General features: G+C 70.5%; 9 protein-coding genes. 6 read left to right on the top strand and 3 right to left on the bottom strand.

Annotation, left to right across the window (positions count from 1 at the left end; all coding sequences use genetic code 11):
- The first annotated feature begins 5 nt into the window (after window positions 1–5).
- Window positions 6–3,428 carry a hybrid sensor histidine kinase/response regulator gene (locus B1L07_15695; protein ID AUZ56282.1) on the top strand — a complete coding sequence of 1,141 codons (3,423 nt, stop codon included), beginning with the start codon at window positions 6–8 and terminating at the stop codon, window positions 3,426–3,428.
- 696 nt (window positions 3,429–4,124) lie between these two features.
- Here B1L07_15695 and B1L07_15690 read toward each other — a convergent pair.
- Window positions 4,125–4,706 carry a hypothetical protein gene (locus tag B1L07_15690; GenBank protein ID AUZ56281.1) on the bottom strand — a complete coding sequence of 194 codons (582 nt, stop codon included), beginning with the start codon at window positions 4,704–4,706 and terminating at the stop codon, window positions 4,125–4,127.
- A gap of 361 nt (window positions 4,707–5,067) precedes the next feature.
- Between B1L07_15690 and B1L07_15685 the strand changes: the two genes are divergently transcribed.
- Window positions 5,068–7,536, top strand: a complete 2,469-nt coding sequence (locus tag B1L07_15685; GenBank protein ID AUZ56280.1) for a hypothetical protein — start codon at window positions 5,068–5,070, stop codon at window positions 7,534–7,536.
- Window positions 7,537–7,557: 21 nt separating this feature from the next.
- Here the strand turns inward: B1L07_15685 and B1L07_15680 are convergent, their stop codons facing one another.
- Complete coding sequence (locus tag B1L07_15680; protein ID AUZ56279.1) at window positions 7,558–8,223, bottom strand: DNA-binding response regulator; 666 nt, start codon at window positions 8,221–8,223, stop codon at window positions 7,558–7,560.
- A gap of 168 nt (window positions 8,224–8,391) precedes the next feature.
- Window positions 8,392–10,335 (bottom strand): acetate--CoA ligase, encoded by a 1,944-nt coding sequence (locus B1L07_15675; GenBank protein AUZ56278.1) that lies wholly within the window; start codon window positions 10,333–10,335, stop codon window positions 8,392–8,394.
- 290 nt (window positions 10,336–10,625) lie between these two features.
- Here B1L07_15675 and B1L07_15670 point away from each other — a divergent pair, with 290 nt between their 5' ends.
- From B1L07_15670 to B1L07_15655, 4 genes are all read left to right on the top strand, one after another.
- Window positions 10,626–12,005 (top strand): hypothetical protein, encoded by a 1,380-nt coding sequence (locus tag B1L07_15670; protein AUZ56277.1) that lies wholly within the window; start codon window positions 10,626–10,628, stop codon window positions 12,003–12,005.
- 143 nt (window positions 12,006–12,148) lie between these two features.
- Entirely contained in the window at window positions 12,149–12,466 is a 318-nt protein-coding gene (locus B1L07_15665; protein AUZ56276.1) for a hypothetical protein, read from the top strand.
- The gene (actP, locus tag B1L07_15660) at window positions 12,463–14,184 is read left to right on the top strand and encodes a cation acetate symporter (protein AUZ56275.1); all 1,722 of its coding nucleotides are present in this window, start codon (window positions 12,463–12,465) and stop codon (window positions 14,182–14,184) included. Before B1L07_15665 ends, actP begins: the two co-directional genes overlap by 4 nt.
- A gap of 138 nt (window positions 14,185–14,322) precedes the next feature.
- Window positions 14,323–15,363 carry a hypothetical protein gene (locus B1L07_15655; protein ID AUZ56274.1) on the top strand — a complete coding sequence of 347 codons (1,041 nt, stop codon included), beginning with the start codon at window positions 14,323–14,325 and terminating at the stop codon, window positions 15,361–15,363.
- Window positions 15,364–15,365 lie beyond the last annotated feature (2 nt).

Here is a 15,365-nt window from a genome sequence, read left to right as displayed (position 1 = left end):
CGTCCTTGGTCTCAAGCTGGATCCTGCTGCTGGTCTCGCTCGGCTATGCCGCGCTGCTGTTCGGCGTGGCGTGGTGGGGCGACCATCGGCCGATGTATCCGGACCGGCCGTGGCTGCGGCCGGTGGTCTACAGCCTGGCACTGGCGGTGTACTGCTCGTCGTGGACCTTCTACGGCGCGGTCGGCACCGCGGTGCGCTACGGCATCGGCTACCTGCCGATCTACCTGGGGCCGCTGCTGCTGCTGCTGTTCGGCTGGCGCATCATCGAGCGGCTGGCGCTGATCGCGCGCAGCGAGAACGTGGTCTCCATCGCCGATTTCATTTCCTCCCGCTATGGCCGTTCGCGGCGCCTGGCCGCGCTGGTGGCGGTGATCGCGCTGATCGGCGTGGTGCCGTACCTGGCGCTGCAGTACAAGGCGGTGGCGATGAGCCTGCGGGTGCTCACCGGCGACAGCGGCGGTGGCGGCGTGCTCACCGATCCGGCGCTGTACGTGGCGCTGCTGATGGCACTGTTCGCCACCCTGTTCGGCACCCGCCAGGTGGACGCCACCGAACACCACCACGGCATGATGCTGGCCATCGCGCTGGAGTCGATGATCAAGCTGCTGGCGATGGTGGCGGTCGGGGTGTTCGCCTACGTCTGGCTGTCCGACCGCGGCACCGCGGTGGTGGCCTCGGCGCGGACCCTGTTCGAAGGCACGCCGCCGGTGGGTTTCGTCTCGCAGACCCTGCTCAGCTTCCTGGCGCTGATCTGCCTGCCGCGCCAGTTCCACGTGGCGGTGGTGGAGTGTGGCGACGTCGGCGACGTGCGCCGCGCGCGCTGGCTGTTCGGCGGCTACCTGGTGCTGATCTCGCTGATGATCGTGCCGATCGCGGTGGCCGGCAACGCGCTGCTCGGCAGCGGCGGGGTGGTCGACGACGCGCTGGTGCTGGCGCTGCCGATGAGCACCGGCAACACCGCGCTGGCGCTGGTGGCCTACGTCGGTGGCTTCTCCGCGGCGACCGGCATGGTGATCGTGTCCTCGATCGCGCTGGCGACCATGATCAGCAACGATCTGGTGATGCCGCTGCTGCTGCGCCGCAGCGGCGACCACCGCGAGGCCGCCGACGTCGCCTCGCGGGTGCTGTGGATCCGCCGCTTGGCGATCCTGCTGCTGGCGCTGGTGGCGTACGGCTATTACCGCGGCAGCAACAACGACACCATGCTCGCCACTTACGGGCTGATGGCCTTCGCCGCGGTGGCGCAGTTCGCGCCGGGCCTGATCGGCGGGCTGTACTGGCGCGGCGCCAGCCGCCGCGGCGTCGGCGCCGGCATGGCGGTGGGCTTCGCGCTGTGGGTCTACACGCTGCTGCTGCCGGCGCTCAGCCACGGTGGCTGGCTCGACGTGGCGCTGGTCGAGCACGGCCCGTTCGGCATCGACTGGCTGCGCCCGGAACAGCTGTTCGGCCTGCGCGGCTGGGACCCGCTGACCCATGGCACCTTCTGGTCGCTGCTGCTCAATGCCGCGACCATGCTGCTGGTGTCGATGCGCTGGCGCCCGGGGGTGGCCGAACGGCTGCGCGTGGCGCCGTTCCTGGAGCCGTATGCGCGGCGCCCGGCGGTGGCCGGCGACTGGCCGGCGCACGTCAAGGTGCGCGACCTGCTGGCGCTGGCCACGCGGGTGGTCGGCGACGTGCGTGCGCGGCGCGCCTTCGTCGAGCAGGCGCAGGCGCTGCAGCGCGAGTTCCAGCCGGCCGCCGCAGCCGACCGCGCCTGGGTGCAGTTCACCGAACGCCTGCTGGCCGCGTCGATCGGCGCCGCCTCGGCGCGCCTGCTGCTGACCAGCCTGCTGCGCGGCTCGGGCATGGACCTGGGCGAAGTGGTCGCGGTGCTGGACGAGGCCGGGCAGGAGCTGCGCTTCAACCGCGAGATCCTGTCGACCACCCTGGAGAACATCAGCGCCGGGGTCAGCGTGGTCGATCCGGACATGCGCCTGACCGCGTGGAACCGCCGCTACCAGCAGATGTTCGGCTACCCCGACGGCATGCTCTACGTGGGCCGCCCGGTCGCCGACCTGATCCGCTACAACGCCGAGCGCGGCGAATTGGGCGAAGGCGACATCGAGGTGCAGATCAACCGCCGCATCGGCCACATGCGCGCCGGCACGCCGCACGTGTTCGAGCGCACCGGCGCCGACGGCAAGGTGATCGAACTGCGCGGCCAGGCCCTGCCCGGCGGCGGCTACGTCACCAGCTACAACGACATCAGCGACTTCAAGCGCGCCGAGCAGGCGCTGCTGGAGGCCAACGAGACCCTGGAACAGCGCGTGGCCGAGCGCTCGCAGGCGGCCGAGGCGGCGCAGCAGTCCAAGACCCGCTTCCTGGCCGCGATCAGCCACGACGTGCTGCAGCCACTGAACGCCGCGCGGCTGTTCGCCTCGGCGCTGCGCGACGGCCTGCACGAGAACGACGAACAACGCCATCTCGCCGAGCGCGTGGATGCCTCGCTGCGCGCGGCCGAGGAGCTGCTCGACGGCCTGCTCGACGTGTCGCGGCTGGATGCCGGCGGGCTGCGCCCGACCCTCACCGATTTCGATGCCGCGGTGCTGGTGCGCGAGCTGGCCGCGCAGTACACCCCGGTGGCGGCCGGGCGCGGGCTGCGGCTGCACGTGTTCGCGCGCCCGGCGTGGGTGCGCAGCGACCGCCGGCTGCTGCGCCGGGTGCTGCAGAACTTCATGGCCAACGCGCTGCGCTACACCCGCAGCGGGCGCATCGTGCTGGCGCTGCGGGTGCGCGGTGGCCAGGTCGAACTGCAGGTGTGGGATACCGGCCCGGGCATTCCCGAGCACCACATGCAGCAGATCTTCAACGAGTTCCACCGCTACCAGCAGCCGTTCGACTGGGGCGAGCAGGGGCTGGGCCTGGGCCTGTCGATCTGCCAGCGCATTTCACGCCTGCTGGGCCATGGCCTGGATGCGCGCAGCCAGCCCGGCCGCGGCAGCATGTTCTCCATCACCCTGCCGCGGGTACCGACCCCGGCGGTGGCGCCGCCGCCGCGCGCCATGCCGGGGTTTGGCGGCGACGAGGCGCTGGCCGGCCTGCGCGTGCTGTGCGTGGACAACGACCAGGAAATCCTCGACGGCATGCGCGCGCTGCTCGGCCGCTGGAAGGTGGAGGTGATCGCCGCCAGCACCGTGGACATCGCGCTGCGGAAGATCGCCGAGCACCCCGACGTGATGCTGGTGGACTACCACCTGCACGACCGCATGGACGGGCTCGACGCGCTGGTCGCACTGCGCGCCGCCGCCGGCCGGCCGCTGCCCGGCGCGCTGCTCACCGCCGACGGCCGCGACGAGTTGAAGCGGATGGCGCGCGAGCGCGGCTACCGGGTGCTGACCAAGCCGGTGAAGCCGGCCTCGCTGCGCGCCTTCCTGACCGCCTGGCGGTAGGGCCTCGTGGAAGCCGGTTGCGCCGGCGACTGCCGGCCGCGCCGCTTCATGTAGATGCGCTGCTTGCCGCGCATGCGGCTTCACCGGGAAAACCCGTGCGGGGCGAGCCCCGCACCTACGTGGAGCTTCGTTGCTGCCTGGCGGTAGAACCTCGTCGGCGCCGGGCGAACCGGTGATTGCCGGCCGCACCGCTTGCGTAGATGCGCTGCTTGCCGCGCATGGGCCTCACCGGGAAAGCCTGTGCGGGGCGAGCCCCGCACCTACGTGGTTCCTCGTTGCCCGGCGGTAGAACCTCGTCGGCGCCGGGCGCACCGGCGATTGCCGGCCGTGCCGCTTGCGTGGATGCGCCGCTTGCCGCGCATGGGGCCTCACCGGGAAAACCCGTGCGGGGCGAGCCCCGCACCTACGTGGTTCCTCGTTGCCCGGCGGTAGAACCTCGTCGGCGCCGGGCGCACCGGTGATTGCCGGCCGCACCGCTTGCGTGGATGCGCCGCTTGCCGCGCACGGGGCTTCACCGGGAAAACCCGTGCGGGGCGAGCCCCGCACCTACGTGGTTCCTCGCTGCCTGGCGGTAGAACCTCGTCGGCGCCGGGCGAACCGGTAATTGCCGGCCGTGCCGCTTGCGTAGATGCGCCGCTTGCCGCGCATGGGGCTTCACCGGGAAACCCCGTGCGGGGCGGGCCCCGCACCTGCGTGTCAGGCCGCGCCGTGCAGGTGTTCGTACAGGATGCTGGCGCCGATGACGATCAGGATCACGCCGCCGACGATCTCGGCGCGCTTGCCGACCAGTGCGCCGAGCACGCGCCCGAGCATGATGCCCAGGGTCACCATGACCAGCGTGCACAGGCCGATGACCAGCGCCACCACGCCGATATGCACGTCCAGGAAGGCCAGGCTCACGCCGACCGCGGCCGCGTCGATGCTGGTGGCCAGGCCGGTGGCGGCCAGCGTCCAGAAGCGGTGGTGGCGGTTGTCGCCGGCGTCCTGGGTTTCCTCCTCGGCATCCGGGCGCAGCCCGGCCACGATCATGTGCACGCCCAGCGCGCCGAGCAGGACGAAGGCGATCCAGTGGTCGAACGCTTCCACGTACTGCGAGGTGGCACGGCCCAGCAACCAGCCCAGCAGCGGGGTGATGGCTTCGATCACGCCGAAGATCAGGCCGGCGCGCAGTGCGTCGGGCAGGCGCGGCCGGCGCATCGCCGCCCCCTTGCCGATCGCGGCGGCGAAGGCGTCGGTGGACATGGCGAAGCCGATCAGGAGGATGGAAAGTGGGGACATCGGGTTTTCCTGGCCGGGCGGACACGGACGGCACGCGGCGCGCCCGACCTGACGTTGCGCTCGCATGCCGTTGGTCTCGCCAACCGTGGAACCGGTCGCACGCGCCACGACGCAATGGTCGAGTGTGTTGACGCGTGCGCTTCCAGACGCTGGAAGCAGGCTACTCCCCAAGGGAGCGCGGATTCTAGCACGCCGCCGTGGCGCCCGCGGCCCTCGCCTGCGGCCGCTGACATGCGCCTGTCATCAGGCGCTGGCCTCATTGCGCCGCGCGCCGCCCGCGGCGCGCCTGCGCTCGCCGGACGTCCTAAAGAAAGCGCGGCAGCGGCCGATCCAGAGGCGTCCCCACGCCCGGAGTCGTGCAATGAAGTTCCCGCTTGGAATCGCCCAGAAGCTGCGGTTGAGCCTGTTGGCCCTGGTGGTCGGCCTGGCCGTGATCGGTTCGGCCTATGCCTGGCTCAGCGCTGGCACCCGTGCCGCCGATCAGCGCCTGCAACGCTACCAGCAGGACGCGGCGCGGCTGGAGAACCTGGCGCGTGCCTTCGCCGAAGCGCGGCGCGCGCAGGCCGAGTATGCCATGTCGTTCTCGACCACCGCCGGGCAGGCGTTCGGCAAGGCGCGTGCGCAGCTGGGCCAGGCATTGGCGCCGGTGCCTGGCGCCGAACCGTGGCCGCCCGGGCTGGCCACCGCGCTGCAGGCCTACCTGGAATCGGCGCGGCTGCTGGACGAGCGCATCGGCGAGCTCGGCCACGATGCCGACAGCGGCATGCAGGGCGAACTGCGCGCCGCGGTGCATACCGTGGAGAACCTGATCGGCGAATACCGCGAACCGGAGCTGCAGGTGTCGATGCTGAGCATGCGCCGCCACGAGAAGGACTTCATCCTGCGCCGCGACCAGAAGTACGCCGACGAACTGGGCGCCGAAGCGATGCCGTTCGAACTGCTGCTGCAGCGCGCGCGCATGCCCGAGCCGGTGCGCGCGCAGGTGCGCGAGGCGATGCAGCGCTACCAGGGGGCATTCCTGTCCTATGCGGCGGCGCGCTTCGGCGTGGACAGCGAGACCCAGGCGCTGGACGACTATGCCGCGCAGGTGGACCCGGTGATCCTGCGCCTGCAGCGCGACCAGCGCAGCGCGCTGCAGGCGCAGCAGGCCGGGCAGGCCGCCGCGCGCAACTGGATGAACGCCGCCTTCGCCGCCACCGTGCTGATCGTCGGCGCGCTGCTGGTGACGCTGCTGGTGCTGCTGCTGCGTGCCATCGACCGGCCGCTGGCCGCGGCCGCGGCGTTCGCCGGGGCGATCGCCGACGACCACCTGGACGGCACCCTGGTGGTGCGCAACCGGCATGACGAGATCGGCCGCCTCGCCACCGCGCTGATGCAGATGCAGGCCAGCCTGCGCGAACGCATCGCCAGCGAGCGTGTGGCCGCGCTGGCCAACCAACGCGTGCGCCAGGCGCTGGACGTGGCGCGCGCCGCGGTGCTGGTCACCGATGGCGACGGACGCGTGGTGTACGCCAACGATGCCCTGCGCCAGACCTTCGCCGAGGCGGGCGTCGATGCCGCGGTGGATACCGGCGCCGACGTGGCTGCACTCGGCACCGAGGTGGCCGCGGTGCTGGCGCGGGCCCGCGGGGAGGGCGCTACGGTCGATGCCGAGGTCGAGCTGGGCAACACCGGCTTCCTGCTGCGCGCCAGCCCGGTGCTGGAACAGGCGCGGGTGCTGGGGCTGGTGATGGAATGGCAGGACCGGCGCCTGGAGCGGGTAATCGCCCACGAAGTCGCGGCGGTCGTGGCCGCGGCCGCGGCCGGCGACCTGCAAGGGCGCATCGAACTGGCCGACAAGCAGGGCTTCGTGCGGGAGCTGGCCGGGCGCATCAACGCGCTGCTGGACAGCGTGCAGACCCAGGTCGGCGATGCCACGCGGGTGATCGGCCACTTCGCCCGTGGTGACCTGAGCGCACGCATGCGCGACGATGGCGACGGCATCTACGCGCGGCTGCGGCAGGGGCTGGAGGTGGCGATGCGCCAGGTCGGGGCCATTGTCTCCAGCATCCAGCAGTCGGCCGGCAGCGTGCAGTCGGCGGTGGCCGACATGGCCAGCGGCACCCGCGAACTGTCCGCGCAGGTCCAGCAGCAGGTCGACGACGTGCACGACGCGCTGCAGCGCGTGCGCTCGGTGGCCGGGGAGGCACGCGAGAACGCCGACAGCGCGCGCCACAGCGCCGAGATCTCCGAAGCCGCGAGCGTGGCCGCCGAACGCGGGCGCGAGGCCACCACCGCCGCGGTGGCCGGCATGGAGCGGCTGCGCGCGTCCTCGCGCCATATCCGCGAGATCGTCGCCACGGTCGACAGCCTGTCGTTCCAGACCAACCTGCTGGCGCTCAACGCGGCGGTGGAAGCCGCGCGCGCCGGCAGCCATGGCCGCGGCTTCGCGGTGGTCGCCGGCGAAGTGCGGCAGCTGGCGCAGCGCTCGGCCGCGGCGTCGCAGCAGATCCGCGCGCTGGTGGATGCCTCGCTGCAGCAGGTCGAGGCCGGCGCCCATCTGGTCGACAGCAGCGGCGAGGCGATGCAGGACATCGGCGGCCGCGTGCAGCAGGTGGTGGTGGCGATGGCGCGCATCGACGCGGCGTCGGCGCGCCAGGTCAGCGCGGTGGACGACGTCGAGCGGCTGCTGCGGCGCATCGGCGACGGCACCCGCCAGAGCGGCAACGTCGCCCGCGCGTCCTCGCAGGCGGCGCTGGCCATGCACGAGCAGGCGCAGGAGCTGGCGGCGGCGGCGGAAACCTTCGTGGTGGACGGCGACGCCGCGCCGCGGCTGTCGCCGGCGGCCTGACCACGGACGCGGCGGCGGGGCTCAGTCTTCTTCCGGCGGCAGCACGATGCTGTCGTCGTCGATGGCCAGCTTGCCGGCCATCAGCACCGCCTGGGTGCGGTTGGTGACGCCGAGCTTGCGCAGGATCGCGGTGACGTGCGCCTTGATCGTGGCCTCGGACACGTTCAGGTCGTAGGCGATCTGCTTGTTGAGGCGCCCGGCGCCGAGCATCTGCAGCACCCGGAACTGCTGCGGGGTGAGTTCGCGCAGGCGCTGGCCGACCTCGCGTTCCTCGTGGTCGGTGGGCGGCACGTTGTGCGCCTCGGCCGGTGCCCAGCGCTCGCCGTCGAGGATGGTGCCCAGGGCATGGCCGATGGTGTCCGAATCGGCCGACTTGGGGATGAAGCCGAACGCGCCATGGTCGAGCGCGCGGCGCATCACCGTCGGTTCCTCGCGCGCGGACACCACCACGATCGGCAACTGCGGGTGTAGCGAGCGCAGGTGCACCAGCGCGTTGAACCCCTGCGCGCCGGGCATGTTCAGGTCCATCAGCACCAGATCGGCATCGGGATGCTGCTCGGCCAGCGCATACAGCGCTTCGACGCTGTCGGCCTCCAGCAGCTGCACCCCGGGAATGACCCGCTGCACCGCGCCGCGCAGCGCTTCGCGGAACAGCGGGTGGTCATCGGCGATCAGCAGGGTAGGCATTGGAGCAGGAGTGGCTGAAGAGGAGTGAGGAGTGAGAGAAGGCAAAAGCAAAAGTAAAAGCCGGTCTGCTTGCGGGGAGAGGTTGGGAAAAGGGCGGAGTGAGAAGCGGGCAATCAAACCACTGTTGCTTTCCCTCACTCCTCACTCCTCTTCACTCATCTCCTGGCTTCACCGAACCTTGCGCTCTTCCACCAGCGACGCCACCACCGAGGGGTCGGCCAGGGTCGAGGTGTCGCCGAGCTGGTCCGGCGCATTTTCGGCGATCTTGCGCAGGATGCGGCGCATGATCTTGCCCGAGCGGGTCTTGGGCAGCCCCGGCGCCCACTGCAGGTGGTCCGGTGCGGCGATCGGGCCGATCTCCTTGCGCACCCACGCCACCAGTTCCTTGAGCAGCTCGTCGGTCTGCGCCTCGCCGGCCACCAGGGTGACGTAGGCGTAGATGCCCTGGCCCTTGATGTCGTGCGGGAAGCCCACCACCGCGGCCTCGGCCACCTTCGGGTGGCTGACCAGCGCGCTTTCCACTTCGGCGGTGCCGATGCGGTGGCCGGAGACGTTGATCACGTCGTCGACGCGGCCGGTGATCCAGTAATAGCCGTCCTCGTCGCGGCGGCAGCCGTCGCCGGTGAAGTAGCTGCCCGGGTAGGTGCGGAAATAGGTGTCGATGAAGCGCTGGTGGTCGCCGTAGACGGTGCGCATCTGCCCCGGCCACGAGTCGCGGATGATCAGGTTGCCTTCGGTGGCGCCTTCCTGGATCTCGCCGTCGGCGTTGACCAGCGCCGGCTGCACGCCGAAGAACGGCAGGGTCGCCGAGCCGGGCTTGAGGTCCACCGCGCCGGGCAGCGGCGCAATCAGGATGCCGCCGGTCTCGGTCTGCCACCAGGTGTCCACGATCGGGCAGCGCGCGTCGCCGACCACGTCGTGGTACCAGCGCCAGGCTTCGGGGTTGATCGGCTCGCCGACGCTGCCGAGCAGGCGCAGGCTCTTGCGCGAGGTGCGCTTGACCGGCGCCTCGCCGTCGCGCATCAGCGCGCGGATCGCGGTGGGCGCGGTGTAGAAGATCGTGACCTGGTGCTTGTCGATCACCTGCCAGAAGCGCGAGGTGTCGGGGTAGTTCGGCACGCCCTCGAACATCACCGAGGTGGCGCCGTTGGCCAGCGGGCCGTAGACGATGTAGCTGTGGCCGGTGACCCAGCCGACGTCGGCGGTGCACCAGTAGACGTCGTCCTCGCGCAGGTCGAACACCGCCTCGTGGGTGTAGGCGGCGAACAGCAGGTAACCGCCGCTGGTATGCAGCACGCCCTTCGGCTTGCCGGTGGAACCGGAGGTGTAGAGGATGAACAGCGGGTCCTCGGCGTTCATGCGTTCCGGCTCGCACTGCGCCGGCTGGGTGTCTACCACGTCATGGAACCAGCGGTCGCGCGGCGCCTGCATGTCCACCGCCGCACCGGTATGGCGCACCACCAGCACGGTTTCCACGGTGTGGGTGCCGGGCAGCTTCAGCGCGGCGTCGACGTTGGCCTTCAGCGGCACCTTGCGGCCGCCGCGCAGGCCTTCGTCGGCGGTGATGATCAGCTTGCTGCCGCAGTCGCCGACGCGGTCGGCGATGGAATTGGCGGCGAAGCCGCCGAACACCACCGAGTGGATCGCGCCGATGCGCGCGCAGGCCAGCATCGCCACCGCGGCGTCGACGATCATCGGCAGGTAGATGGTGACGCGGTCGCCCTTGCCGACGCCGAGGTTGCGCAGCGCGTTGCCGAGCCTGCACACGCGTTCGTGCAGCTCGCGGTAGGTGACCTTCTGCGCCGGCATGTCCGGGCTGTCCGGCTCGAACAGCAGCGCGGTCTTGTCGCCGCGGGTGGCCAGCTGGCGGTCAAGGCAGTTCACGCTGACGTTGAGCTCGCCGTCCTCGAACCACTTGATGCGGAAATCATCCAGCTGGTAGCTGACGTTCTTGATCCGGGTGGGCTTGGTGAACCAGTCCAGGCGCTCGGCGGCCCTGGCCCAGAAGGCATCGGGGTTTTCCACCGATTCGCGGTACTGCTGCTGGTACGTGGTCTTGTCGATCCGCGCCCGGGCGGCGAACGCGGGATCGACGGGATAGAGATCAGCCATGGCAATACCCTCACCTTTGCACTTGTAACCAATGGGGGAGCCGCATCTGCGACGCGGCCGCGACCTCCCAAGTGTGCCGCATCACCCCAGTCGCGCGCTGCCCCCGGCTTAGACGATGGTCGAATACCCGCGCGCTTTCGACTAATGGCGAATAGCCGCCCGCGGTGAACGCCGCGCACCCTGCCGTGGACCGTGCGACCGACGCGGCCGTCAACGCCAGCCGGAGAGAGGCAGACCTGATGAACAGACACGTGTTGAAACGCGCGGACCGCGCGTTCCCCGCCACGACGATGGTGCGCCGGCCACTTGCCGCCGCGTTGTTCGTGGCGCTGCTGGCGCCGGGCATGGCTCTGGCCGGCACGGCGAAGGAGAAGGCGCTGGAAGCGCGCGTCGCCGAACTCGAGCGCCAGGTGCAGCTGCTGCTCTCCACCCAGCAGCAACAGCAGGGCGCGATCGCCCAGGCCCAGGGCGATGTGCAGCAGGTGCGCGCCGAACAGGCAGCGGCCGCCGCCGCGCCGGCCAGGCCCGCGGTGCCGGCCGGCAAGCAGCCGATCCAGGTGACCAGCATCACCCCGGGCGCCACGCCGGGCACCACCTTCAAATTCGGCGGCTTCATCAAGGCCGACTTCCTGGCCACCCGCACCGGCGACGGCCAGCTTGCCGACGACGCCACCGGCCGTTCGCTGTACCTGCCGGGGCAGACCCCGGTGCATGGCGCCGGCGGTTCGGGAAAGGCCTCGGGCGTGGACTACAACGCCCACGCCAAGTTCTCGCGCTTCAACCTGGGCGTGGACCACGTCGCCGAGAACGGCGACAAGGCCGGCGCGCTGGTGGAGATGGACTTCTTCGGCAACGCGCTGGGCAACCAGACCGCGACCAACACCTACGGCGTCACCCTGCGCCATGCCTACATGTACTGGAACAACTGGCTGGCCGGCCAGACCTGGTCCAACTTCATGGACGCCGCCTCCATTCCCGAGGCGGTGGACTTCGTCGGCCCGACCGATGGCGTGATCTTCGTGCGCCAGGCCCAGGTGCGCTACACCCGGGGCGGCTTCAGCGCCGCGCTGGAGAACCCGGAAACCACGCTGGTCGGCGCCACCAGCTCCGACCGCGGCTCGCTGCCCGACCTGACCGTGCGCTACGGCTGGAAGGGCGACTGGGGCACCTTCGGCGTGGCCGGCCTGCTGCGCCAGCTGAAGGTGGACAACCAGGCCACCGGCGCCCACGCCACCGCCACCGGCGGCGGCCTGACCGTGGGCGGCAAATGGGTGATGGGCGGCAGCGATTCGCTGCACTACCAGCTCACCGGCGGCCAGGGCATCGCCCGCTACATCGGCCTGGGCATCACCGGCGACAGCGCCTGGGACGCGGTGCGCGACGAGCTCGACCCCACCGGGGTGATCGCCGGCTACGTCGGCTGGCGCCACGCCTTCACCCCGAAGCTGCGCACCAACCTGATCTACGCGCGCAGCGACTACGACAACGATGCCTCGATCACCGGCGCGCTGGTGACCAAGAGCGTGCAGTCGATCCGCGGCAACGTGTTCTACACGCCCATGCCCAAGGTCGATATCGGCGCCGAGCTGATGTACGGCGTGCGCGAGATCGAGAACGGCCGCAAGGGCGACATCAGCCGCGTGCAGTTCACCACCAAGTACAGCTTCTGAGTCCCGGCAGCGGCGTCGCCACGGCGCCGCTGCCACCGCGGTAAACGCAGTCCCCTACTCCCTACCCCCACGGGGAGCACTCATGCCCGCACCGGCGCGCAGCGCACGCCGGGGCCCGTATTCCCGAAATCTGGAGAATCCCGATGAATGCTTCCGTCGATCCCCGTGTTGAGCGGATCGCCTCCCACCCGGCCTACCGGCGGCTGCGACAGTCGCGCAACCGCCTGGGCTGGATCCTCACCGTGCTGATGCTGCTGGCCTACTACGGCTACATCGGCCTGATCGCCTTCGACAAGGCGTTCCTCGCCACCCCGCTGGGCGCGGGCCGCATCACCACCATCGGCATCCCGATCGCGCTGGGGCTGATGGTGTTCACCATCCTCATCACCGGCTTCTACGTACGCCGCGCCAACAAGGAGTTCGACCAGTTGACCCAGCAGATCGTGGAGGACGCGCAATGATCCGTCCGTTCCTGCGCCCGGCCGCGCTCATCGCCCTGCTGGCCGCCAGTGGCGCGGCCCTGGCGGCCGGTGGCGACATCGGCCAGACCGTGCGCCAGCCCACCAACTGGACGGCGATCGTGATGTTCGCCGTGTTCGTGCTGGCGACCTTGGGCATCACCAAGTGGGCCGCCGCGCGTACCCGCTCGGCGTCCGATTTCTACACCGCCGGCGGCGGCATCACCGGCTTCCAGAACGGCCTGGCGATCGCCGGCGACTACATGTCGGCGGCTTCGTTCCTGGGCATCACCGCGGCGGTGATGGCCAACGGCTACGACGGCCTGATCTACGCCATCGGCTTCCTGGTCGGCTGGCCGATCCTGACCTTCCTGATGGCCGAACGGCTGCGCAACCTCGGCCGCTTCACCTTCGCAGACGTCGCCGGCTACCGCTTCGCGCAGAAGCCGATCCGGTTGTTCGCCGCCTCCGGCACGCTGGTGGTGGTGCTGTTCTACCTGATCGCGCAGATGGTCGGCGCCGGCGCGCTGATCAAGCTGCTGTTCGGCCTGGACTACTGGATCGCGGTAGTGCTGGTGGGCGTGCTGATGATGGTCTACGTGCTGTTCGGCGGCATGACCGCCACCACCTGGGTGCAGATCATCAAGGCCTGCCTGCTGCTGTCCGGGGTGACCTTCATGGCGCTGATGGTGATGTGGCAGTTCGGTTTCAGCTTCGAGAAGCTGTTCGCCACCGCGGTGCAGGTCAAGACCCAGATCGCCGCCAATGGTGGCAAGAGCGCGGAAGAGGCCGCCGCGGCCGGCCTGTCGATCATGGGCCCGGGCGGGTTCGTCAAGGATCCGATCTCGGCCATTTCCTTCGGCATGGCGCTGATGTTCGGCACCGCCGGCCTGCCGCACATCCTGATGCGCTTCTTCACCGTTCCCGACGCCAAGCAGGCGCGCAAGTCGGTGTTCTGGGCCACCACCTGGATCGGCTACTTCTACATCCTGATCTTCATCATCGGCTTCGGCGCCATCGCCCTGGTGCTGACCAACCCGGCCTACGCCGACCCGGTCACCGGCACCATCCAGGGCGGGCCGAACATGGCCGCGGTGCTGGTCGGCAAGGCGGTGGGCGGCAACCTGTTCATGGGCTTCATCTCGGCGGTCGCGTTCGCCACCATCCTGGCGGTGGTGGCCGGGCTGACGCTGTCCGGTGCCTCGGCGGTGTCGCACGACCTGTACGCCACGGTGATCATGAAGGGCAGGCCGCCGGCCGGCACCGAACTGCGCGTGTCGCGCGCCACCACCCTGGTGCTGGGCGTGGTCGCGGTACTGCTGGGCATCGCCTTCGAGAAGCAGAACGTGGCCTTCATGGTGTCGCTGGCGTTCGCCATCGCCGCCTCGGCCAACTTCCCGGTGCTGATCCTGTCGCTGCTGTGGAAGGACTGCACCACCCGCGGTGCGGTGATCGGTGGCTTCCTCGGGCTGGCCTCGTCGCTGCTGCTGACCCTGCTGTCGCCGTCGGTGTGGGTCGACACGCTGGGCAACCCGGCCGGCAGCGCGCCGTTCCCGTACACCAGCCCGGCGCTGTTCTCGATGACCATCGCCTTCGTCGGCATCTGGCTGTTCTCGGTGCTGGACAACAGCGCGCGGGCCAAGGCCGAACGCGCCGCATACCCGGCGCAGCAGGTGCGTGCCGAGACCGGCGTGGGCGCCAGCCGGGCCGCCGATCACTGATCGCGGCCTGGCAGCAGCCACGACGAAGGCCGCCCGCGACGGGCGGCCTTCGCCGTTTGCGGGGGTGCCCCCTGGATCGGCCGTGCCGTTACCATGCCGGTCGCACCCCCGCATCCGTTCCATGCCAGAGGATCTTCCATGACCGTCCGCGTCCGTCGTTCCCCGCACCCGCGCCTGCAGGCGTCCCTGCTGGCCTCTGCCCTGCTGCTGGGCAGTCTGTGCGCCCTGCCGACGGTAGCCATGGCACGGCAGGCGCCGCCCCAGCCGCTCGCGCTGCAGGCCGAGGCCGAGCGCCTGGCGGCGCAGCTGCCGGGCAACGTCGGCGTGGCGCTGGTGCATCTGCAAAGCGGTCGCGCGGTCTATCTCAACGCCGACCAGCCGCTGCCGATGGCCAGCACCATGAAGGTGCCGGTGGCCGTGCACATCCTCAAGCTGGTCGACGAGGGCAAGCTGGGCCTGCAGCAGCAGGTACTGCTGGGCCCTGACGACATCTACCCCGACATGGGCGGGCCGATGGACACCCATCTCAGCGCCGGTTCGGCCATCACCATCCGCGACCTGCTGCACATGATGATCACGGTCAGCGACAACAACGCCACCGACATCCTGGTCCGCACCGGCGGCGGCCCCGAGGCAGTGCAGCAGCGCATGCGCGCGCTGGGCGTCGAGGGCCTGCGCGTGGACCGCTACATATGGGAACTGCTGGCCAACTACTACGGCGACGCCGCCTCGCACGCGCAGCCGCTGGGCCCGGCCGCCTATGGCGAGCTGTCGCGCAGCGAACGCAGCGAGGCGCAGCGGCGAACCAACATGGACGCCTGGAACGCCGACCCGCGCGACACCAGCAGTGCCCGCGCCATGGCGCAGCTGCTGCAGCGCACCTGGAAGGGCGAGGTCCTGTCGCCGCAATCGACCCGGGTGCTGCAGCAGATCATGCTCGACACCCGCACCGGCAGCGCGCGCCTGCGCGGCATGCTGCCCAGCGGCACGCCGGTGGCGCACAAGACCGGCACCGTCGGCGATGTGATCAACGACGTCGGCGTGATCGAGCTGCCGAACGGCCGCGGCCAGGTGGTGGCCGCGGTGTTCATCCGTTCGCGCGCCTCCACCGAAGCCCGCGACGCCGCCATCGCGCAGCTGGCACGCGCCGCGCACGACTACTTCCTGTTCGTGCCCTGAGC

The organism is Stenotrophomonas acidaminiphila (genome assembly GCA_002951995.1).
GTDB lineage: Bacteria > Pseudomonadota > Gammaproteobacteria > Xanthomonadales > Xanthomonadaceae > Stenotrophomonas > Stenotrophomonas acidaminiphila_A.
Note: the sequence above shows the minus strand (reverse complement) of the source record. Positions and strands in the feature narration are given on the sequence as shown.